Origin of the sequence: Delftia sp. PE138 (assembly GCF_018320755.1) — a bacterium.
Taxonomy (GTDB): domain Bacteria; phylum Pseudomonadota; class Gammaproteobacteria; order Burkholderiales; family Burkholderiaceae_C; genus Comamonas; species Comamonas tsuruhatensis.
On sequence record NZ_JABEPN010000001.1, the window covers coordinates 1858378 to 1878319 of the forward strand.

Annotated in this window: 19 protein-coding genes; 6 read left to right on the forward strand and 13 right to left on the reverse strand. The window is 59.1% G+C overall.

All coding sequences use genetic code 11. The features are described from left to right. The first annotated feature begins 10 nt into the window (after positions 1 to 10). Complete coding sequence (locus tag HFGMBDPB_RS08430; RefSeq protein WP_212645204.1) at positions 11 to 1114, forward strand: glycosyltransferase; 1104 nt, start codon at positions 11 to 13, stop codon at positions 1112 to 1114. Here HFGMBDPB_RS08430 and HFGMBDPB_RS08435 read toward each other — a convergent pair. The 6 genes from HFGMBDPB_RS08435 to moaC all read right to left on the reverse strand — a co-directional run bounded on the left by HFGMBDPB_RS08435 (position 1107) and on the right by moaC (position 7353). Further along, positions 1107 to 1952, reverse strand: a complete 846-nt coding sequence (locus HFGMBDPB_RS08435) for an FkbM family methyltransferase (RefSeq protein WP_212645205.1) — start codon at positions 1950 to 1952, stop codon at positions 1107 to 1109. The two genes, HFGMBDPB_RS08430 and HFGMBDPB_RS08435, sit on opposite strands and share 8 nt — an antisense overlap. Next, positions 1945 to 3204: a lipopolysaccharide biosynthesis protein gene (locus tag HFGMBDPB_RS08440; RefSeq protein ID WP_212645206.1), complete on the reverse strand. Its 1260-nt coding sequence runs from the start codon at positions 3202 to 3204 to the stop codon at positions 1945 to 1947. The genes HFGMBDPB_RS08435 and HFGMBDPB_RS08440 overlap by 8 nt, the downstream gene beginning before the upstream one ends. Position 3205: 1 nt before the next feature. After that, positions 3206 to 4354, reverse strand: coding sequence for a glycosyltransferase family 4 protein (locus HFGMBDPB_RS08445; protein WP_349305363.1), 1149 nt, complete (start codon positions 4352 to 4354; stop codon positions 3206 to 3208). Between the two features lie 408 nt (positions 4355 to 4762). Next, complete coding sequence (locus HFGMBDPB_RS08450) at positions 4763 to 6085, reverse strand: nucleotide sugar dehydrogenase (RefSeq protein ID WP_212645208.1); 1323 nt, start codon at positions 6083 to 6085, stop codon at positions 4763 to 4765. Continuing rightward, positions 6075 to 6821 carry a class I SAM-dependent methyltransferase gene (locus HFGMBDPB_RS08455; RefSeq protein WP_212645209.1) on the reverse strand — a complete coding sequence of 249 codons (747 nt, stop codon included), beginning with the start codon at positions 6819 to 6821 and terminating at the stop codon, positions 6075 to 6077. Before HFGMBDPB_RS08455 ends, HFGMBDPB_RS08450 begins: the two co-directional genes overlap by 11 nt. 58 nt (positions 6822 to 6879) lie before the next feature. Continuing rightward, positions 6880 to 7353 (reverse strand): cyclic pyranopterin monophosphate synthase MoaC, encoded by a 474-nt coding sequence (gene moaC / locus HFGMBDPB_RS08460; RefSeq protein WP_212645210.1) that lies wholly within the window; start codon positions 7351 to 7353, stop codon positions 6880 to 6882. A gap of 152 nt (positions 7354 to 7505) precedes the next feature. On the opposite strand from moaC, the gene HFGMBDPB_RS08465 reads away from it, so the two are divergent. After that, positions 7506 to 9131, forward strand: coding sequence for a M48 family metalloprotease (locus HFGMBDPB_RS08465; RefSeq protein ID WP_047328056.1), 1626 nt, complete (start codon positions 7506 to 7508; stop codon positions 9129 to 9131). Here HFGMBDPB_RS08465 and HFGMBDPB_RS08470 read toward each other — a convergent pair. The 3 genes from HFGMBDPB_RS08470 to HFGMBDPB_RS08480 all read right to left on the reverse strand — a co-directional run bounded on the left by HFGMBDPB_RS08470 (position 9105) and on the right by HFGMBDPB_RS08480 (position 10938). Continuing rightward, positions 9105 to 9452, reverse strand: a complete 348-nt coding sequence (locus tag HFGMBDPB_RS08470) for a phage holin family protein (RefSeq protein ID WP_012202791.1) — start codon at positions 9450 to 9452, stop codon at positions 9105 to 9107. The genes HFGMBDPB_RS08465 and HFGMBDPB_RS08470 overlap by 27 nt on opposite strands. A gap of 152 nt (positions 9453 to 9604) precedes the next feature. After that, the gene (locus tag HFGMBDPB_RS08475) at positions 9605 to 10063 is read right to left on the reverse strand and encodes a hypothetical protein (RefSeq protein WP_016449386.1); all 459 of its coding nucleotides are present in this window, start codon (positions 10061 to 10063) and stop codon (positions 9605 to 9607) included. A gap of 134 nt (positions 10064 to 10197) precedes the next feature. Beyond that, positions 10198 to 10938, reverse strand: a complete 741-nt coding sequence (locus HFGMBDPB_RS08480; RefSeq protein WP_016449385.1) for a TerC family protein — start codon at positions 10936 to 10938, stop codon at positions 10198 to 10200. 508 nt (positions 10939 to 11446) lie between these two features. On the opposite strand from HFGMBDPB_RS08480, the gene HFGMBDPB_RS08485 reads away from it, so the two are divergent. The 3 genes from HFGMBDPB_RS08485 (at position 11447) to HFGMBDPB_RS08495 (ending at position 12945) form a co-directional block, all read left to right on the forward strand. Beyond that, on the forward strand, positions 11447 to 11878 hold the full coding sequence (locus tag HFGMBDPB_RS08485) for a DUF3717 domain-containing protein (RefSeq protein ID WP_017404072.1): 432 nt from the start codon (positions 11447 to 11449) through the stop codon (positions 11876 to 11878). Between the two features lie 57 nt (positions 11879 to 11935). Continuing rightward, on the forward strand, positions 11936 to 12115 hold the full coding sequence (locus tag HFGMBDPB_RS08490) for a hypothetical protein (RefSeq protein ID WP_047328055.1): 180 nt from the start codon (positions 11936 to 11938) through the stop codon (positions 12113 to 12115). 140 nt (positions 12116 to 12255) lie between these two features. After that, positions 12256 to 12945 (forward strand): hypothetical protein, encoded by a 690-nt coding sequence (locus tag HFGMBDPB_RS08495; RefSeq protein ID WP_047328054.1) that lies wholly within the window; start codon positions 12256 to 12258, stop codon positions 12943 to 12945. A gap of 29 nt (positions 12946 to 12974) precedes the next feature. Here the strand turns inward: HFGMBDPB_RS08495 and HFGMBDPB_RS08500 are convergent, their stop codons facing one another. Genes HFGMBDPB_RS08500 through purB form a run of 3 tightly spaced genes read right to left on the reverse strand, consistent with a single transcriptional unit; the run spans position 12975 to position 16026 of the window. Then, a complete protein-coding gene (locus tag HFGMBDPB_RS08500) occupies positions 12975 to 13535 on the reverse strand; it encodes a YaeQ family protein (protein ID WP_017404069.1) in 561 nt (186 codons plus the stop codon). Positions 13536 to 13562: 27 nt separating this feature from the next. Then, entirely contained in the window at positions 13563 to 14642 is a 1080-nt protein-coding gene (locus HFGMBDPB_RS08505) for an acyltransferase family protein (RefSeq protein ID WP_212645211.1), read from the reverse strand. 4 nt (positions 14643 to 14646) lie between these two features. Continuing rightward, complete coding sequence (purB, locus tag HFGMBDPB_RS08510; RefSeq protein ID WP_016449379.1) at positions 14647 to 16026, reverse strand: adenylosuccinate lyase; 1380 nt, start codon at positions 16024 to 16026, stop codon at positions 14647 to 14649. A 114-nt stretch (positions 16027 to 16140) separates the two neighbouring features. Between purB and HFGMBDPB_RS08515 the strand changes: the two genes are divergently transcribed. Further along, the gene (locus tag HFGMBDPB_RS08515) at positions 16141 to 16761 is read left to right on the forward strand and encodes a glutathione S-transferase family protein (RefSeq protein WP_016449378.1); all 621 of its coding nucleotides are present in this window, start codon (positions 16141 to 16143) and stop codon (positions 16759 to 16761) included. 352 nt (positions 16762 to 17113) lie between these two features. Here HFGMBDPB_RS08515 and glnE read toward each other — a convergent pair whose 3' ends face one another. Beyond that, positions 17114 to 19855, reverse strand: a complete 2742-nt coding sequence (glnE, locus tag HFGMBDPB_RS08520; protein WP_016449377.1) for a bifunctional [glutamate--ammonia ligase]-adenylyl-L-tyrosine phosphorylase/[glutamate--ammonia-ligase] adenylyltransferase — start codon at positions 19853 to 19855, stop codon at positions 17114 to 17116. Positions 19856 to 19942 lie beyond the last annotated feature (87 nt).

The following is a 19942-nucleotide window of genomic DNA, read 5'->3' on the forward strand; positions in this document are numbered from 1 at the left end:
CTTCAGCCAAATGACCCCCCCCGCAAAGCCAAAGAAAATAATCTTCTTTGTCCCATCCTTAATAGGTGGCGGCGCAGAGAAAGTAGCATTACTACTAGCAAGAAGCATGAGTGGTCTTGGATGTGAGATCAAAATTGCAACAGCCAGAAAAAATGGAGAGCTAGCTTACTCATTTCCGGAAAACGTAAAGATCATTGATTTTGCCTGCAATAAACCAATATCCGGAATACGCACACTATCAAAACTAGTAGCATCATCTCAAGCAGATGCAATTATTTGCTTCGGAATACAGACAGGTATCGCCGCCGCCTTATCCCAAAGAATGTACAAATGGAAATCCACTCTAATTATCAGAAACGAAAATAATTTGGAGTTAGAATGGAAAAATGCCAGCAAACTAAATCAACTTATTGGCCCAGCACTTTCAAGATGGTCGGCCAAGCAATCGAAATTCGTTTGTGTCTCCAGAACTTTATCTCAAGCCACAAAACAATATTTGAAATTGCACGATGATGAAGTCATCACCATCAGAAATCCGGTTTTCGATAACATAGATTGGCCCCAGTCAGAAAAACCGTTACATCCCTGGCTTGCATCCAGTTCATTGCCCACCTTTGTCGCCATTGGACGGCTGGAGCATCAGAAAGGTTTCGACACACTCATTGATGGATTCAAGATTGCAAACGAAACTATTCAAGCAAGATTAATAATTTTTGGAAACGGCGGATTGAGAAATCAGCTTGAAGAAAGAATAGAGTCTGCCGGACTTTCAAACCACATATCTCTACCAGGGTTCACTGAAAATCCATTGCACCAACTGCGCGCCGCAACAGCATTCATACTAAGTTCACGCTATGAGGGATTTGGCCTTGTTTTAGTCGAAGCACTTTTCAGTGGAACAACCATCATATCCACTGATTGTAACTATGGACCTTCCGAAATTCTAGAAGATGGAAAATATGGGATATTACTTCCCGTAAATGACCCCCATTCAATAGCAAATGCCATCATAAATTCCGCTAATGGCTCAATAAATCATGAACGCCCATCACCGGAATGGTACAGAGAATTCTTATCGAGCATTTCCGCCAAGAAGCATCTGGAGCTCACATAGGAATCGCCAGGATATCCGTAAAATCCTTTTTATATTGATTTCTCAAATACTCAAAAGAAACCATCTCATTAGGATGTTTCAAGTCGAATATTTTTCGATTTTTCAAAATTTCGACAAACACTTCCAAACCGCCAGAAGCAGACAAATAAGTCGGATTAAACTCTGAAACCAGCGGTACACCAGTTGCGAGCAATGCACTCGCCCCCTGAAGTGCATGCCCCTCATATCCTTCTATATCCATCCACAGAAGAGCATTATCCAGATTGATATTCAGATCATCAAGCCTTGTCGAATGTATCCTGATACCAACATTAGATACATAATGATTTCCACTATTGGTATCTGATATTTTCAGGAATAAATCCTCATCTTTCCTGCTTCCAACGGCCATTTCAAAAACTTCAACCTTTTCGGCAACCTCATTGAGTTCAATGTTGGCCTTCAGCAGGCACAAATTCTCAGGATGAGGCTCTATAGCAATCGCCGAAGAGAAGTATCCACGTTTCAATGCTGGTATCAGAATAGTGCCAATGTTTGCACCTACATCTATCAGATGTCTTGGTGTTGGCCTATTTTCTCTTTTGAGAATAGCGAGGGCCACCTCCATTTTTTCAAAATCAAATTTACCATGCAGGAAAATCTCTCGTCCGATGACTTTATCTGCTGTTGAAATAATAAACTTCTCCGGTGAGCCTGCAACCAAATATGGAATAGGCATTACATCATAGGCAGCCCGGCGAAGGATTGGAATTCCAGCTTTCAAAGGCATAAGCAATGCCCTGGTAATCACCAGCAAAGGCTTACGTAATATTTTTGAATTTCTAATTAAATCAATCATAACTCCTCCGCCGCCTCTCCATTAAACTCCAGACCCCAAAACTCAACCAGATTATCATTGTAAGCTCTGAAATGTAAGCCATCGCCACCGCACCTTTTACACCGACGAGTGGAACCAATAGAGAAACACCAATGATATTGACAAATGCTGCAGCCAAACAAGACCAACCTATTTGGTGTGTAATTCCATAGTAAATTGCGCAGAAATTCATCATTGCCCGAATCACCTGGAACACCGGTAACCATGCAATAACCCTCAGAATTTCTATTGCACCTTCATATTTAACACCAAATACAACACTCAACCAGGGAGCACACAACCATATCCCCCCTCCACAAAGCAAGGCAAACAACAAAAGCCCAGCCCCAAAATACTTCAACGACCATAGTGGATCAGAGTAGGAATATAGGCGTGGCCACAGCGATTCTTGAAGCGCCTGTATTGGTATAACCACTATTTCCAACGTGCGTTGCGCAATATTGTACGAACCCACCAAATCAAATCCGACATGAGCCAGAACAGGCTTGTTAAATTCCCCCTGCACTCGCATAGCAAAGGCAGAGAGACTCAGAGGTAGCCCGCCAGTAACTGGCATGGGCTCGGATCCTTGCGATAGTTTCCTGTCAATTTCAATTTTGAAAGATATTTTCAATAGAAAAATATAAAGCAGACCACTTGCAGCATATAGCCACAAGACACTTTCAACATTAGGCTCAAAAATTACCAATAAAATATACAGAAGCATCAGGCGAATTAATGGCAAACCGGCATTAATCGCACCATATTCTCCAATTTTGTTTACCGCTTGCTTGTAGCGTGCACACAATTCAGTAAGCGAGATAGCGCACATCTCAATAAAAATAGCAGCATATGCGGCAAAAGTTGGCAATCCATCAGGCACCAACCACTCAAAAATAATAATTGAAAGCAACGTCAACGGCAACAGCGTCAAAAGCCACCAATAAGCTGCATAGCGAAAGTAAAACCGCAAACTCTGATAATCTCTTGCACCGTTTCTCAAAACCAAATTTGATAAACCTAAACCAACGAATGGCAACAAAAACCCAGCCACTGCCAATACTGATACAAATTTCCCATAGTCAACAGGCCCGATTATATGAGCCAACGCAAATACCGTCGCTGCCTGAGTGGCAGCGCGTAACAACATCCACGCCAGCAATACCGAGCTGTGCCACGCCAATTTTCCCGGCTTCCATCGAATAATACCAAAAAGAAAATCATTTAATTTCACACTATTTCCTAGTATGACTATTACTGATTCTAACTTCTGAAGTTAGTGAAAGGTATATTTTTTCTCCAAATTTTTCCCAAGAGAAACTCTCCGAAAATGACTTCGCCTTTACTTCCCACAAGCTGGAAGATTCGGCCAATATCTCCAGCACTTTCTTGGAAAAAGAAGCATAATCATCCGATTCGACTAGATATCCAGAACAGCCATGAGCAACTGCATCGACAACACCCCCTGTAGCAAAAGCAACCGTGGGCACGCCATGTGCCGCAGCCTCAACCGCAACCATTCCAAATCCCTCAGGATCGCCTACTAAACTGCGAACGGGGAATACATGCAAGGCAGCGCATTCGTAAGCGGCGGCCAATTCTACAGGATCTGTAATCATCCCTAAGAATCTTATTTTCTCCCCTATTCCTGCTGCATCAGCAACTGCCTGAATGCTCTCCCGCGTTTGAACAGTAGCGTGAAGTGAATTATCGGGAGCATCCCCTATTACCATTAACAATGTATCAGGCTGCTGCTTTATGATCGCTGGCAAAGATTTTTCCACAAACTCTCGCAATCCCTTTCTCGTAGTCAAGCGGCCTACAGAGATGAGAATTCTTGCCTTTCCCAAACTATGCCGCTTTCGAAAATCGCAGAGCATGTGTCTTGGCTGAGGCTCGTGCGGCAGCTGGACCCCGGGATGTACCACGGACACACGCTGTGGATCCACGCCGATAGCCCGTGCCAGATCGGCTGTGGGCCTGCTGTTGACGATCACGTTGTCCATACGGCGGATCACCGGATGCCAGATCGCCTGATAAATGGGGTGCCGAACGGCAGCGTCCAAACCATGCAGGTAGACGCTAGCCAGAGAGCCGACAGCACGTGCGGACAGCCAGGCCGCGGGAGCCGTCAAGCCGCTGCCGGCCAGTATCCTGTCCGGCTTCCAGCTCTTGGCCACGCACAAGGCTTTGGCGGTGGAGCATGCGAGAAATTTCCATAGTGGCTGCAGCGGTACCTCCGTGCATTGCACACCAGGAGGACAGAGCGCGGCAGCTCCCTGCGGTCCAACCACATGCACCTCACCGCGGCCGGAAAGCTCTTGTGCCATATGCCAGTTGAGCCGCTCCATACCGCCCACCAGCGGAGGAAGATTGCGAGTCACGATCAAGAAGCGGGTAGGCCGCGGTGGAGGCGTTAAATCGGGCGATGGGGGCATTGTTCTCATCTTGCAGCAAGCCAAACCATATAGCTATGCGTGTGCATGGTTTCAGGAGGTCGCCTGTACATTTATATTACTTATCTATGAATTTACTGGAGGCCGCAATACCAGTCAATTACGTATCCATGCCATCAACTCCGATTATCTTGATGATTCATTTTTCCCCTGGAGCATCAAGACACGGATGTATACGCCTGGAAAGAATACGATAATTCCCATGTATTCAGAAGAAGATCCGGGACTTTCCAATTTATAAATTACCACAATCGAGGCCGCAGCGGCCTCCAATCCTTCAGTTTCCGAAGAAAATTAAGAGCCAAACTGCATTTCAGTCATGGAGATTTACCATCCTCACGCTACTACCACGGTTTCTCCCCCTCCTTTCATCCGCCCCCTCGTATCCACTATCAGCGATGCATTTACAAGCAGATTTTCATAATCAAACCCGTCATGATCCGTAGCCAGCACCACACAGTCATAAATGGCCACGGACTCTGATGTCAGCTGTATGGATTTCAGATCGAAATAATAATCCCGCTTGCGCGGGAACACCGGAACGTGTGGATCGCTGTATTCAACATGCGCCCCCTTGCCCTGCAATAGATCCATGATCTCCACAGCTGGGGATTCCCGCGTGTCATCAATATTCTTCTTGTAGGCCAGCCCCAGCACCAATATACGGCTCCCCTTGACGGCCTTGCCCCGTTCATTGAGTGCATCGGCGACCTTGCCCACCACCCAGTGCGGCATGTAGTGGTTGATTTCACCGGCCAGTTCAATGAAGCGCGTGTTCACGCCATATTCACGCGCCTTCCATGTCAGGTAGAAGGGGTCGATGGGAATGCAGTGGCCGCCGAGGCCGGGGCCGGGTCGATAGGGAACAAAGCCGAAGGGCTTGGTGGCAGCTGCATCAATGACTTCATGGATGTTGATGCCCATCTTGTCCGCCACGATCTTCATCTCGTTGACCAAGCCGATGTTGACGCTGCGATGGATGTTCTCCAGCAGCTTGGTCATTTCAGCCGCCTTGGTGCTGCTGACGGGCACCATGGTCTGGATGGCATGTTGGTACAGCGCCATGCCCAGTTCCAGGCAACTGGGTGTGCACCCTCCGATCACCTTGGGGATGTCCTTGGTGCCGTAATGCGGATTGCCAGGGTCTTCGCGCTCCGGAGAGAACACCAGGGCGCAATTGGCGCCAGGCTCCAGTCCACGGCTGCGAAGGCGCGGTGCCAGCACTTCGTCCGTCGTGCCGGGCCAGGTTGTGCTCTCCAGGCTCAGCAGCTGACCTTCACGCATGTGAGGCAGCGCCGCTTCCACCGTGTCAATGATGAAGCTCAGGTCGGGCTCGCGGTGAACGTTCAGGGGCGTGGGCACGCAGATGATCAGGGCATCGATTGCTTCTGTCCGTGCAAAGTCAGTGGTGGCCTCGAATCCCTGCTCCAGGGCACGTGCGATCTGCTCGGGAGTGATGCGTTCAATGTAGCCGCCTTCGCCAAGGGTAAGGACCTTGGCTTCATCGATGTCAAAGCCCAAAACCTTGATGCCAACCTCGGCGAAGCGCAGGGCAAGAGGCAGACCTACATAGCCCAGTCCATAGACACCTACGCGCACAGAGCCATGGGAGATTTTTTCCTTGAGGCTTCCAAGAGTTGAAGAGAAATTAATGCTCATTGAGTTTGACATGGTGAACTTGGTAAATCAGGGTGGGAATGGCCGGCACCAATGGCTTTATCAGCCAATCAGGAATTACGCCCATGATCCGGGTTCCCAATTTACCAGGCCTCTCTAATTCCAAAGTTTTCCGCAATGCTTGGATGCACATGTTTTCAAATGATAGCCCACAGCCAGAAATCATTCTTTCCAGAGTCTTCATTTCCAAAGGTTCACAGTCATAGAAATCCCCTTTCCCCATCATTCTGAGGTAAGGTGTGCGCCAGCTCCGCGGAAGCCAGCTCAGGAATTTCAACTGATAATGTGGCTCTTTCAGCATCCAGCGATTGGGAACCGCAATATATGCTTTTCCATTCTTGCGCAAGACACGCGCTATTTCCGCAAGATGCTCTTTCTGAAAATTCTCTTCCCCAACATGTTCTATGACATGATTGGAAATGACCAGATCGAAGTTCTCGGGATCGAAAGGCAGCTTGACTCCTTGGACCTGGATATATTCATAACCTTCAAATATTTGCCGATTATCAAAAATATCAACAGCCACCACTTCACACTGCAGAGATGAATGCTTTCCAAAATAATTAGCTATCCATCCCGAACCCGTTCCAATCTCAAGAACTTTCAGAACTCCCTTGTGATCTGAAAGATTGAGCAGAACTTCTATTTTTCGTGCCTTTTTATGTCTTGACAGTATATCCAGGGCCGCATGAGGCTGCCGCGCCAAATCAGTATTCATGAACTCCGCTCCCTTTTCTCATCTGATGATTTATCAGGTCTCGGCAGCCCTGGCTTCGCTATGCGACGAAACTGCCCGATTTCCCGCCATGCTTCTCCAACACCCTCACCCCCTCCATCACCATGCCCTTGTCCACCGCCTTGCACATGTCATAGACCGTGAGCAGGGCCACCTGCACGGCCGTGAGCGCCTCCATCTCCACCCCGGTCGGGCCAACGGTCTCCACGGTGGCAAAACAGCGGACGGACGACGTTTCGGGCAGCAACTCAAACTCCACAGCCACCCGCGTCAGTGCCAGTGGATGGCACAGAGGAATCAGGTCACTGGTCTTCTTCGCTGCCATGATGCCAGCAATGCGCGCAATGCCCAGCACGTCGCCCTTCTTGGCCGTGCCGCTCTGGATGATGGCCAGGGTTTCGGGCTGCATGGTGATGCGGCCCTCGGCGACCGCGATGCGGTGGGTTGCGGGCTTGGCGCCGACGTCGACCATGTGGGCCTGGCCCTGGGCATCGAAGTGGGTGAGGGAAGACATGGAAACTCCTGAAAATGCACTGGCCGGCCCACGGCTGTCCTGACACGCTGGTCGAACCCGCCATGAACGTTCGGCGAACCGAGGCATCATAGTGGGGTGTTCCACCGCCCCGTGACTATGCACGGGCCCGGCCCCTTGGTTCTTACCTGCCCATGCGCCCATCACGCCTGAAGACACGTATCGCCGTTGGCCTGCAGCTGCTGGCGGCCTCTCTCACCATCGCAACGCATGCACCCGCACAGGCCCAGTTGCGCCTGCCCACCTTGGGCGATGGCGCAGCCACGACTACCAGTGACGAGCGGCGCCTGGGTGACCGCATCATCCGCTCGCTGTACCGCGATCCGGACTACATCGACGATGCGGTACTGCAGGAGTATGTGGAAGGCATCTGGCAGCACCTGGTCGATGCGGCGCGCACGCGGGGCGAGCTGTCGGACGAGCTGGAAGAGCGCTTTGCCTGGGAGATCCTGCTGGGGCGGGACCGCTCGGTCAACGCCTTTGCGCTGCCCGGCGGCTATCTGGGAGTGCACCTGGGACTGATCGGAGTGGTCAGCACGCGCGACGAGCTGGCGTCGGTGCTGGCGCATGAGCTGAGCCACGTCACGCAGCGCCACATTGCGCGGCTCATTGCCCAGCAGGGCAAGCAGACGCCGCTGATGATCGGATCGATGATCCTGGGCGCCCTGGCCGCCAGCCGCAGCCCCGATGCCGCCATGGCGATGATGATGGGCGGCCAGGCGCTGGCCGTGCAGAACCAGCTGAACTTCTCTCGCGACATGGAGCGCGAGGCCGATCGCATGGGTTATGGCTTGATGGCGCCTGCGGGCTTTGCACCGCAGGGCTTTGTCACCATGTTCGACAAGCTGCAGCAGGCCAATCGGCTCAATGACAACGGCAGCTGGCCCTATCTGCGCAGCCATCCGCTGACCACGGAGCGCATGGCCGACATGCATTCACGCCTGCCGCGCGGCGTTGCGCCCGCGCCCGCCCCTTCCCTGGAACACGTGATGATGGCCGCACGGGCCCGCGTGCTGTCGCGCCCGGGCGTGGACGTGCTGCGCCAGTGGGCCGAGCTGCCGCGCTCCACCAGCTTTGGCAGCCAAACCCCGACCCAGCAGGTGGCACAGTTGTATGCCGCCACGCTGAGCGCCGTGCAATTGCGCGATTGGGCCGAGGCGCGGGAAATGTCCGAGCGCCTTCAAGCGGCCACGGCCGCCGATCCCGGCGCCCTGCGGCAGGCCAAGCTGCTGCAGGCCGAACTGGAGCTGACAGCCGGCAAGCCCGGCGCCGCGTTGCAGGCGTTGCCACCGCTTTACCTGCCTGCAGCCGCACCTGCCCAGGCTAGTCCCACGGTATCCGTCCCCGCCAAGACAACGGAAAGCGGCCCCAGCCTGGCCACCGTCAATGTGGTCGAAAACCGCGCCGTGCGCAGGCCGGAATTGCTGATGCGCACGCAGATCCTGCTGCGCGAGCAGGGCGCCGCCAGCATGGCAGGCCCGCTGCAGACCTGGGTGACGGACCACCCGCGCGATGCCAGCGCCTGGCAACTGCTGGCCCAGGTTCAGCGCTCTCAGGGCCAGGAGCTGCGCGCGCTGCGCGCCGAGGCCGAGGCCCAGGTCGCGCACTACGACTATGCGGCCGCGGTGGATCGCTTCAAGGCAGCGCAGGAACTGGCCCGCAAGGGCGGGCCCAAGGTGGATTTCATTGAAGCCTCCATCGTGGACACGCGGCTGCGTGCCGTGGAGGAGCTGCTAAGGGAACAGGCGCGCGAGAAGTGACTCGATGGCCAGGCCCAGCAGCGAGTAGATGAGCGCGCCCAGCATGGCCGCCCAAAAGCCCGCGACATGAAAGCCGCTGAGCAGGCCCGAGGCTGCCCAGAACATCAGTCCGTTGACCACGAAGAGAAACAGCCCGACCGTCACGATGGTCACGGGCAGCGTCAGCACCACGAGGATGGGCCGCAGCACCGCGTTGAGCAGGCCGATGACCAGCGCCGCGATCATGGCCGAGCTGAAGCTGTTGACCTGCACGCCACCATAGAGATAGGCCACGACCAGCAGGGCACCGGCGCTGAGCAGCCATTTGATCAGGATTTTCATGCGGGCAGCATAGCAGCAGCCAGCAGATCCGGGTTGAGGCGGCGCACTGGGAACCGTGGACCGGAGAACTCCATGAAAAACGGCATCCCGTTTTCCGGGATGCCGTCCTGACAGTGATCGCCTGACCAGAGCAGCCAGGCAGATGCCAGCCTTTAGACCATCGCTTCCTCGAACACCAGGCCCATCAGCGCGCCGATGGCCGCCAGCGTTCCCGGAAGATTCCAGCGCCGGCCCAGCGGGGCTGCAGGCGCCACGGCTGGGGCCGTGGCTTCCTGCTTGGGGCGGCGCGCATCGACGATCTGGGCCGCGCCATGCTCCTGCTGGAGCTGGGCCACCAGTTCGGCCAGCGGCCCCTTGGCCAGCACCGGCGTGATTCGGCCTGCACTGTCACCGAACACCGGCAGCAACTGGGCAAACAGCTTGTCGGCCCACTTGCCGCGCCAGCTTTCGCGTGCGCTGTGGCTCACCCATTTGCTGACACGGTGGGTTATGCGCGGTGCGCAGGCCACCAGCAACCAGTGCGAGGACTGGGCCTGCGGCGAGGCGGCCAGGGCCTGGACCAGAGGCAGAGCGTAGGAAGCGTCATCCACGTAGACGATGATGGGGTTCAAAGCAAGTCCTTGTCGAACTGGGTTTGCGGGGTGGGACAGGCGGGCGGTCAAAGCCGCCCTTGCACTGGATTGTCGCGAATCGGCGCGGGAGGCCAGACAGGCCAACCCGGCGCCAACCTCAACTTTTCAGGAAATCAAGCTCCGTGGGCATCCGCCTTGGGAGCAGGACGGCGCGAAGCGATGTACTTGCCCAGTGCCAGCACCAGCAGGGCTCCGAACACGCTGGCACCGTACTTGAGCATGTCGGTCTGGGGCAGCTTGACCATCCAGTCCCACTTCTCCGTATTGGCGAAGACGGGGTCGGTGACCAGCATGCCGCCGGCAATCCAGCCCAGCAGCATGCCGCCGGCCACGATGATGATGGGGAAGCGCTCCATCAGCTTGATCACGAGCTGCGAGCCCCAGACGATGATGGGGATGGAGATCAACAGACCCAGCACGACCAGCAGCAGCTGGTGTTCGCCCGAGCTCTGTGCGGCGCCGGCGATGGCGATCACGTTGTCCACGCTCATCACCAGGTCGGCGACGATGATGGTCTTGATGGCCGCCAGCAGCTTGTCGCTGCCCTGGATGTTGTCATGGCCATCTTCATCAGGCGCAATCAGCTTGATACCGATCCACACCAGCAGCAGTGCGCCGACAAACTTCAGGAAGGGCAGCGCCAGCAGCGTCATCGCGAAGGCGATCAGGATGACGCGCAGGATGATGGCGCCAGCCGTGCCCCAGATGATGCCCTTCTTGCGCTGCGCGGGCGGCAGCTTGCGGCAGGCCAGCGCGATCACGACCGCGTTGTCCCCGCCCAGCAGGATGTCGATGATGATGATTTGGCCCAGGGCCACCCAGAACGGGGCGTGAGTCAGAAAGTCCAAGTCCATAAGGTCCTCGCTGTTGAGTACGGCCGGCGGAAACTCCTCCCTCCTGGAGAAACACCCACCAGCACAGAAAGACCGATGCGACGACACAGCGCCTACCCGGGCAAGGACATGCCTGGCTCAGGGGAGAACACCTTGATCGACCGTCATCAGGTCCATCAAAGGTCTTGCTCGGCTGCGGTATGCACCGCAGCCCGGAAGGCCGGAAGCTTGCGCTTCGTATTGACGACCATTCCGATGCCGGCGCGGTGGCTTTGCAACCACCCCTGCCGGCAGAGAGCTACTCCCCTTCGAACCTGCGGATTGCAACACAAAGCCGCTGCGGCACGCAAGTGAAAAAACCCTTCAATTCCACGGAAAGCACAAGCAACACATCCCGCACTCCTTTTATACATCTGCCCCCAACGCTTCACTATTCATAGCAACCCTGAAGTTGATGGAGTGTTGCAGCAGTGCCCGGCCGAGGACTGGCATGCGCCTTATCATCGCTGTCCCTTCCCCTTGCCCGTCCATGACCGCACTGCACATAACCGATATCGAAGCCGCCATCAACTACTGGCGAGAGCGCCACCCGTCCCCGGACGGCGTGCTGCTGCAGCCCGAAGTACGGGCCCTGGCCGAGGTGTACGCGCTGATGATCTTCTGGCATGAGACCGAAGTGCAGGTTGAGGGCTTTCCCTCGCACGCCATGGCAGCCTGGCTGGCCTGGTACGACACCACCCCCGATACGCCCTGCATCGCCATCTGCTCCACCAGCCAGGGCGACGAGAAATGCAAGGGTTGTGGCCGCAGCTTCGACGAAGTGCAGATGTGGACCGCCATGGAGCCACCACAGAAGCGTGCCGTATGGCGCAGGATCACGACAGAAGGCGACTCCTGGCGCTTTACCCGCTATGCAGAGCGTGCGGCCGAGCGCGCGGACATATCGCGCAAACCCGGCTGATTGCCGTATATCGCACCGAACCAGTGCGATGTTGCAGGCGGCCTAACATCAGTCCCCATGCTGCAGACCGCCGCTTCCAGCCACCGCCGCCCCCGCCCCTGCATGCGCCTCACGGCAAGTGATGCGGGGAGCGCGCGCGTGCCGGCCGGCAAGGCCTGGCCTGCCACGGCCGCTCGCCTGCGCGAGCGCGATGCAGCGCGGCTGAACATCGGCCCCAGACAGGCCGCACGGTCTTGATGCGCTGCCCTGCGCGGAACCGGGCAGCGTCGCTTCACTGAATCCGCTCTTCTTGCGCCGCCTTCACCTTGAAACTGAAGGCGGTTGGGTTTTCACGCGTCTGCCGGGCCACAAGGCCTGCCGACAAAGCGAGCTTTGCCGTGACCTGTCTAGCCTTTGCCCCAGCCGGGCCCTCGTTTTCCTCCCTCTGGCGCCATCTGCGTGATGCCGTGGCGCATCGCGCCTCGGCCCGCTTGCGGCCGCACCACGTCACCGAACTGCGCATCGACGTGATGCAGCCGCTGGTGGAGGGCGAGCTCGAAGCCATTCATGAGCGCCTGTACCAGCCCGGCAACAAGCTGCACGGCCTGGAGCGACGTCCGCTTCACGATCCGCAGTTCCAGCTGCACTGGCGGGAGGCCGACGGCGAATGGTTTGCCTACGTGGAGGATATGGAGCGGCGCTGCCTGGCCGGCTACACGGTGTTCAATCGCCTGGTCGAAGTGGACAAGCGCACCGACCGCCGCGTGCGCTCGCCCCATTCGCGCTTTGCGCCGGACTACCAGCGGCGCGGCATCGCCAGCGCCGTCTACCGCAGCGTGCTCGATACGGGCACCTGCCTCGTCAGCGGCGCACGCCAGTCGCCGGGTGCCCACGGCCTGTGGAACCATCTGGCGCGCAGCTATGACGGCCGCTATGTGGGCATCACGGAGAGCAAGTCGCTGATCCATCTGGGCTGCAATGTGCCCGACGATGTCATGGACCGGCTGTCCACTCGCCGCATGCTGCTGGGCGCGGGCTGGACGGTGGAGTCCTTCGCCCAGGCCGTCCGGATGCAGTTGCCTGACTGAGACAGTGGCTTGCTTGGGCCAGTGCCCGGCTACTTCCAGCGCAGCGGCTCGATGAAGACCGTGCCTAGATTGCTGCTGAGCGTCAATGCGCCTTCCTGGATGGTGGCCTGCAGTTGCATGCTGCGCTCGGCCAGCTCCGCCAGCGACTGGGAGGTTTCGGAGGGAATCCGCCAGACCTGCAGCTTGTTCAGTCGTGCCAGCTTGCCTTCCAGGCCTTTCCACCAGACTTCCGCCGCATGGTGGAAGGCGTAGAGCACTACGGCATCGGACTTGTTGCATGCCTTGGCGATGGGCTTTTCCTCGGGCTGGCCGACCTCGATCCACAGGCGCTTGGCTCCCGTGAAGTCGGTCAGCGAGACATCGGGGTCCTCGGGATCGGACAGGCCCGCGCCAAAGGCCAGCGTGCCGTCGCCGTTGCACATGTCGCTGAGCTGGTGGGCATTGAGGGCCAGGGCCACAAGGCGCACCATCATGCGCTCGTCCGTTTCGCTGGGATGGCGAGCCAGGGTCAGCGCATGGTCGGCGTAGTAGCCGTGGTCAATGTCGGCGATGGACAGGTTCGCCTTGAAGATGGTGGATTTGAGGGCCATGAGAAAACCAGGGACAGCGCATGGCCATCAGGAGGACAGATGCGCAGGAATATCGAGGGAGGATGAGACAGCCGGCTTGCGTGGCTTGAAGACCAGCGCCTTCTTTTCAACAAGGTGCCAGGACAGCATCGCCAATAGGCCAGCCCCCACAAGACTGCAGGCCAGCGCCGCTCCAAAACCGATCCGGCCTGAAAAGTACCAGACCACTGTCTGTTGAACGGGAAAGGCGTAAATGTACAGGCCGTAAGACAAATTACCAAAGCGACCAGCTTGTCGCAGCAGGGGTGTGCTGGCGGAGCCCAGTATCACCGCGAGCACGGCCATTGCCAGCAAAGGCGCTTGCAGCACCAGGATCAGAGGTCCTTTGGCATGCAGCAGCACGCAGCCGGCCAGCAATAAGGCAAGGGCCAGCATCCGCCGGGAGATCCAGAGATGGCGCCAGCACGCCAGCGTGGCGCCAAGCGAGAACACCATCGCATACTGCAGCGCGAACGACCATTCAGGAATGGGCTCGCCAGGCTCGATGCTGTAACGCCGCCACAGCGCCACCATCAATGCCACAAAGACCAAGGGTGCGGTATAGCGCCAACGCAGCAAGCCCAGAGCGCCCGCCACAGCCAGCATCACATAGCAGCCGACCTCCAGTGGAATGGTCCACAGCGGCCCGTTGACTGCGGCGCGGATCACATTCATCTCGAATACGCCAGGCAGCTCATATCGAATCTGCAGCCAGAGATTGCTGAAATATCCCCAGGTCAGCGGCTGCTCCAGATACACCCTCAAGGGGATCGAACTCACCAGCGGCCCCAGCACCAGGGCACACAGGGCCACAGCCACGGTCAGACCCGGCCATATACGCAGCACCCTGCGAGTAGCGAATCGACCCAGATGGGGATCTGCCAGCCAGGATAGCGTCACCAGATAGCCGCTGATGGCAAAAAAGATGACGACGCCCACGGCCCCAGGCTCGTCGTAAAGCAGCTTTGGGATCGGTAACCCAAGGACCGCGAACTGGTGGCTCCAGATGACCAGCAAGGCTGCCAGCAGCCTGAATGCGTCGAAATTATTGGAGCGCAGGGCAGTCCCAGCCCCTAGGGCCACTTGCACCAACTCAGACGCGGCGCGCCAGCTCAGCCGCCTTGCCCACATAGGAGGCAGGCGTCATGGCCAGCAGGCGGTCCTTGTCGGCCTGGGGGATTTCCAGGCCGTTGATCAGGCGGTGCAGGTCTTCGGCCTGCACGGTCTTGCCGCGCGTGACTTCCTTGAGCTTTTCGTAGGCGCCCTGCACGCCGTAGCGGCGCATGACGGTCTGGATGGGCTCGGCCAGGACTTCCCAGGCGTTGTCCAGGTCTTCCTGCAGGCGCTCTTCGTTGAGTTCGAGCTTGTTCAGGCCGGTCATCAGCGAGCTGTAGGCCAGCGTGGCATAGCCCATGGCCACGCCGATATTGCGCAGCACGGTCGAATCGGTCAGGTCACGCTGCCAGCGCGAGATGGGCAGCTTTTCGGCCAGGTGCTTGAGCAGGGCGTTGGCCAGGCCCAGGTTGCCTTCGGCATTCTCGAAGTCGATGGGGTTGACCTTGTGCGGCATGGTCGAGGAGCCGATCTCGCCGGCCTTCAGGCGCTGCTTGAAGTAGCCCAGGGACACATAGCCCCAGACATCGCGCGAGAAGTCGATGAGGATGGTGTTGGCGCGCGCGATGGCGTCGAACAGCTCGGCCATGTAGTCATGCGGTTCGATCTGGATCGAGTAGGGCTGGAAGCTCAGGCCCAGACCCTGGGGCTCGGGCGACTCGATCACGTTCTTGCTGAAGGCTTCCCAGTCGAACTCGGGCCAGGCGGAAAGGTGGGCGTTGTAGTTGCCGACGGCGCCGTTCATCTTGGCCAGGAGCTTGACCTCGGCGATGCGGGCAGAGGCCTTTTCCAGGCGCACCAGCACGTTGGCGATTTCCTTGCCCACGGTGGTGGGGCTGGCGGTCTGGCCGTGCGTGCGGCTGAGCATGGGCACGGCAGCATAGGCATGGGCCATCTCGCGCAGCTTGGCCGTGATGCCGGAGATTGCGGGCAGCAGCACGCTGTCGCGGCCGGCACGCAGTTGCAGCGCGTGGCTGGTGTTGTTGATGTCTTCGCTGGTGCATGCAAAGTGCACGAATTCGGCGGCCTTGAGCAGCTCGGGACGGCCGTCGAACTTGCCCTTGATCCAGTACTCCACGGCCTTGACGTCGTGGTTGGTGGTCTTTTCGATGTCCTTGATGGCCACGGCATCGGCCTCGGAGAAGTTCTTCACCAGGTCCTGCAGATAGACGCGCGCGCCTTCGGACAGGGGCTTGAACTCGGCAAAGCCGGCATCCGACAGGGCGATGAACCAGGTCACCTCCACCTGCACGCGGCGGTGCATGTATCCCATCTCGCTCATGATCGGGCGCAGAGGAGACAGTTTGGCGGCGTAGCGGCCGTCGAGCGGGGACAGGGCGGAGATGTGCGGCAGATTCATGGGCCGTGATTGTAGGTGCGCGCGGCAAAAACGGGGGCCGAGGGGGAGATCGTCGGGCAGCGCATAGAATCTGCTGCCCGCCCATGGGCCGCCTCTTCGCCACGGAAAATTGCCATGAAACTGATAGGTTCCTCCACCAGCGCCTACGTACGCAAGGTACGCGTCGTACTGGCAGAGAAAAGGCTCGACTATCAGTTCGTCGAGGAAAACCCCTGGAGCCGCGAGCTGTCGCCCGGCACCGGCAACCCGCTGGGCAAGGTGCCGCGCCTGGTCATGGACGGCAGCGATGCCATGTTCGACTCGCGCGTGATCGTCGAATATCTGGACACACTTTCCCCGGTAGGCAAGCTGATCCCCGGCACGGGGCGCGAGCGCGCCGAGATCAAGACCTGGGAAGCACTGGCCGATGGCCTGCTGGATGCCGGGGCGCTGGCCCGCCTCGAAGCCACCTGGGATGGCCGCAGCGAAGAACAGCGCTGCCAGGCCTGGATAGACCGCCAGCTTGCCAAGGTGCGGGCTGCACTGAACGTGATGTCCCAGGGGCTGGGCGACAAGCCGTATTGCTGCGGCATCCACTTCACCCTGGCCGACGTGTGCGTGGGCTGCGCCCTGGGCTGGCTGGACTTTCGCTTTCCCGAGCTGGACTGGCGCGCCGACCACCCCAATCTGGCCGCACTGCAGGCCAAGCTGGCCGAGCGTGCCAGTTTTGCAGCCACGCGCCCTCCCCAGCCCTGACGCCGCACCAGCCCGGGAATGCAAAAAGGCCACCCGATAGGTGGCCTTTTTGCTGGCATAAAAAAGTTGCGAAGCATCCCGAAACGAATAAAGAGAGGGAGGGAGGAGAAGCGCTTCGGGCGGAACAGTTCAGGACTGTGGCCCCAGAGGCTTCGCAACGTGAAATTCGGTCTGGATACTCTCTCTCAACAAGCTGTTCAATAGATGAGCTACTTTTGCAGAAGTTCCAGGGGTCGTGGGCAGGAAAAATGTAACATTTTGAGGATGCCCGCGATCCTGCTGTAGGCCAATTTCCACGGATGCTGAAGTGAAGGCGTTCGCAGCCGCAAGCCGCCTTCTTTGCTTCACATCGTCAAGCCGCAACGGCGTTGGCGAAAACCGCATCCCACAAGGCCTTGACGGGCGCACTCAGCGGCTCGGCCTGCCCTGGCACCAGCTGTGCCGAGCGCTCATCCAGCCGTGCCACGTGCTGCAGGCGGCGCAGCTCGCGGTAGGCCCGGGCCGCCTGCTGGCCTACGCCGGCCGGGATCAATCCTGCCTGTTCGGCGCGCTGCAGCAACGCGATATTGCCGAGGTTGGCCATCAGTTCCGGGTGCGAGGCCGATTGCGAGAGCACGAGGTACTGGACCGCGAATTCCACATCGACCATGCCGCCCGGGCTGTGCTTGACATCGAACAGGCCGCCGCGCACCGGATGGGCGCCGCGCACGCGTTCGCGCATGGCGACGATTTCGTCGCGCAGCGCCGAGGCGTCGCGAGGCGCGGTGATCACAGCCTCGCGCACGGCATCGAAGCGGGCCTGCAGATCGTCACTGCCCAGCACGAAGCGCGCCCGCGTCATGGCCTGGTGCTCCCAGGTCCACGCCGTGTTGCTGCCGCGCTGCTGCTGGTAGTTGGCATAGGAGGCGAAGCTGGTCACCAGCAGGCCCGAGTTGCCGTTGGGGCGCAGCGCGGTGTCGATCTCGAACAGGTCGCCCTCGCCCGTCTTGACGGCCAGCCAGTTGATGAGCTTGCGCACAAAGGCGGCATAGATCTCGGAGGCGTGTTCGTCTTCGTCATCGAAGACGAAGACGATGTCCAGGTCGCTGCCGTAGCCCAGCTCCTTTCCGCCCAGCTTGCCGTAGCCGATGATGGCGAACTGCGGCGACTCGCGGTGGCGGTTCTTGAGCCGGCTCCAGCACCAGCTGGCCGTCACCCGCAGCACGCAGTCGGCCAGTGCGCTGAGATCGTCCGCCACCTGCTCGACCGTGATGCGGCCTTCGATATCGCGCGCCAGCGTGCGAAAGACCTCGGCATGGTGGGCGCGGCGCAGCAGGTTCAGCAGGGTTTCGTCATCGTCCTCGCCCGTGGCCTGCAGCGCGGCCAGGCGCAGGGCCAGCTCATGCTCGAAGTCCATGGGCGAGAAACGCTCGCCCAGCATGGCTTCGTTGGCCAGCTCGTCGATCACGCCCGGGTGCTGCTGCAGGTAGCGCGCGGGCCAGCGTGCCGCGCCCAGCAGGTCCAGCAGCCGCTCGTGCACGGCGGGGCGCTCCAGCAGCAGGGCCAGATAGCTTTCACGGCGCAGCAGCGGCTCCAGCCAGTTCAGAAAGCGCAGCGCGGCGTCTTCGGGCACGCTGCGCTCAGCCACCCATTGCGCCGTGCGCTGCACGAGTCGAAACAGCCGGCCGCGCGCCTCGTCGCGCAGGTTGGCGATGCGGGCATTGCCGCGCCAGTCGGCCACATGGGCGGCCAGGGCTGGCGGCAACTGCTCCATGAGGCCGTCTATCTCGCGCGGCGTGCCCTGGGCGGGGCTGCGCGCGCCATTGCAACGGCCCGAGCCGCACTGGGGCTGGGCCGAGCCGCCCAGCAGGGTGTCGAATTCCTCGGCCACCTTTTCGCGATGGGCATCGAGCTGGTGCAAAAAGGCGCAGGCATCGGCAAAGCCCATGGTGCGCGCAATCCATTCCAGGTCATCGTCGCGGGTGGGCAGCACATGGGTCTGCTGGTCGTCCAGGTACTGGATACGGTGCTCGACACGGCGCAAAAAGGTGTAGGCCGAGCCCAGGGCGTCGGCCACTTCCTGGCTCATGAGGCCGGCGCGCGCCAAGCGGCCCAGCGCCTCCAGCGTGGGGCGGCAGCGCAGTTCGGGGAACTGGCCGCCACGCACCACCTGCAGCAGCTGCACGGTGAATTCGATCTCGCGGATGCCGCCGCGCGAGAGCTTGACGTCATTGGAGCGGCCCGGATGGCCCGCGCTGCGCCGCGCCGCATGCTCGCGGATCTGGCGGTGCAGCGAGCGCAGCGCATCAAAGACCGCGTAGTCCAGGTAGCGGCGAAAGACAAAGGGCAGGACCACGGCACGCAGCGCCTGCACCTGCTGGGAGCGCACGCAGTCCATGGGCGCCACGACGCGGCTCTTGAGCCAGGCAAAGCGCTCCCACTCGCGTCCATGGGTCTGCAGATACTCCTCCAGCGAGGCCAGCGAGACGGCCGAAGGCCCCGAGTTCCCGTTGGGACGCAGCGCCAGGTCCACGCGGAAGACAAAGCCGTGCTCGGTGGTGTCGCCGATCAGGCCGTAGATGCCCTTGACCACGCGCGCGAAGTACTCGTGGTTGGAGATCACCCCGCGCCCATCGGGCAGGCCGGCGGTGTCGCCGTCCTGCTCGTAGACGTAGATCAGGTCGATGTCGCTGGAGACGTTGAGCTCGCGTGCGCCCAGCTTGCCCATGCCGATGATCCACAGCTGCACTGGCCGGCCGTCGGGGCCTTGGGGCGCGCCATGGCGCGCGTCGAGCTCGGCGCGCGCCTGGATGCAGGCGCGCTCCAGCGCCAGCTCGGCCAGTTCGGTCACGGCGCGCGTGACCACGGCCAGCGGCGCCTGCTGCTCGCAGTCGAGCACCATGGTGCGCTCCATGACCAGCTGGCGCAGCACACGCAGCGCAGCCGACAGGTCCAGGCCACGCTCCAGCAGTGCCACCAGGGCCTGCTCCATGGACGCGCGCTCGGGCGGACCCGGCGGCAAAAGGCTCAGCTCGTCGCCATAGCGACGGTGCAGCCGTTGGTGAAAACGGGAATAGGCGGCCTGTGCGGGGACATTCAAGGCCGTACCTGCCATTGCGTGAACTGAGGATTGCATACGGAACGCGAAAGAAGCGGCCACTCACGCGCAGAGGGATTGCAGCAACCCTTGGTTACCGCCCAG

Bases quoted from the DNA above. Each gene is read 5' to 3' on its own strand.
- HFGMBDPB_RS08430 (WP_212645204.1), top strand. From the start codon at position 11: ATGACCCCCCCCGCAAAGCCAAAGAAAATAATCTTCTTTGTCCCATCC.
- HFGMBDPB_RS08435 (WP_212645205.1), bottom strand. From the start codon at position 1,952: ATGATTGATTTAATTAGAAATTCAAAAATATTACGTAAGCCTTTGCTG.
- HFGMBDPB_RS08450 (WP_212645208.1), bottom strand. From the start codon at position 6,085: ATGAGCATTAATTTCTCTTCAACTCTTGGAAGCCTCAAGGAAAAAATC.
- HFGMBDPB_RS08455 (WP_212645209.1), bottom strand. From the start codon at position 6,821: ATGAATACTGATTTGGCGCGGCAGCCTCATGCGGCCCTGGATATACTG.
- moaC (WP_212645210.1), bottom strand. From the start codon at position 7,353: ATGTCTTCCCTCACCCACTTCGATGCCCAGGGCCAGGCCCACATGGTC.
- HFGMBDPB_RS08465 (WP_047328056.1), top strand. From the start codon at position 7,506: ATGCGCCCATCACGCCTGAAGACACGTATCGCCGTTGGCCTGCAGCTG.
- HFGMBDPB_RS08470 (WP_012202791.1), bottom strand. From the start codon at position 9,452: ATGAAAATCCTGATCAAATGGCTGCTCAGCGCCGGTGCCCTGCTGGTC.
- HFGMBDPB_RS08480 (WP_016449385.1), bottom strand. From the start codon at position 10,938: ATGGACTTGGACTTTCTGACTCACGCCCCGTTCTGGGTGGCCCTGGGC.
- HFGMBDPB_RS08485 (WP_017404072.1), top strand. From the start codon at position 11,447: ATGACCGCACTGCACATAACCGATATCGAAGCCGCCATCAACTACTGG.
- HFGMBDPB_RS08490 (WP_047328055.1), top strand. From the start codon at position 11,936: ATGCTGCAGACCGCCGCTTCCAGCCACCGCCGCCCCCGCCCCTGCATG.
- HFGMBDPB_RS08500 (WP_017404069.1), bottom strand. From the start codon at position 13,535: ATGGCCCTCAAATCCACCATCTTCAAGGCGAACCTGTCCATCGCCGAC.
- purB (WP_016449379.1), bottom strand. From the start codon at position 16,026: ATGAATCTGCCGCACATCTCCGCCCTGTCCCCGCTCGACGGCCGCTAC.
- HFGMBDPB_RS08515 (WP_016449378.1), top strand. From the start codon at position 16,141: ATGAAACTGATAGGTTCCTCCACCAGCGCCTACGTACGCAAGGTACGC.
- glnE (WP_016449377.1), bottom strand. From the start codon at position 19,855: ATGGCAGGTACGGCCTTGAATGTCCCCGCACAGGCCGCCTATTCCCGT.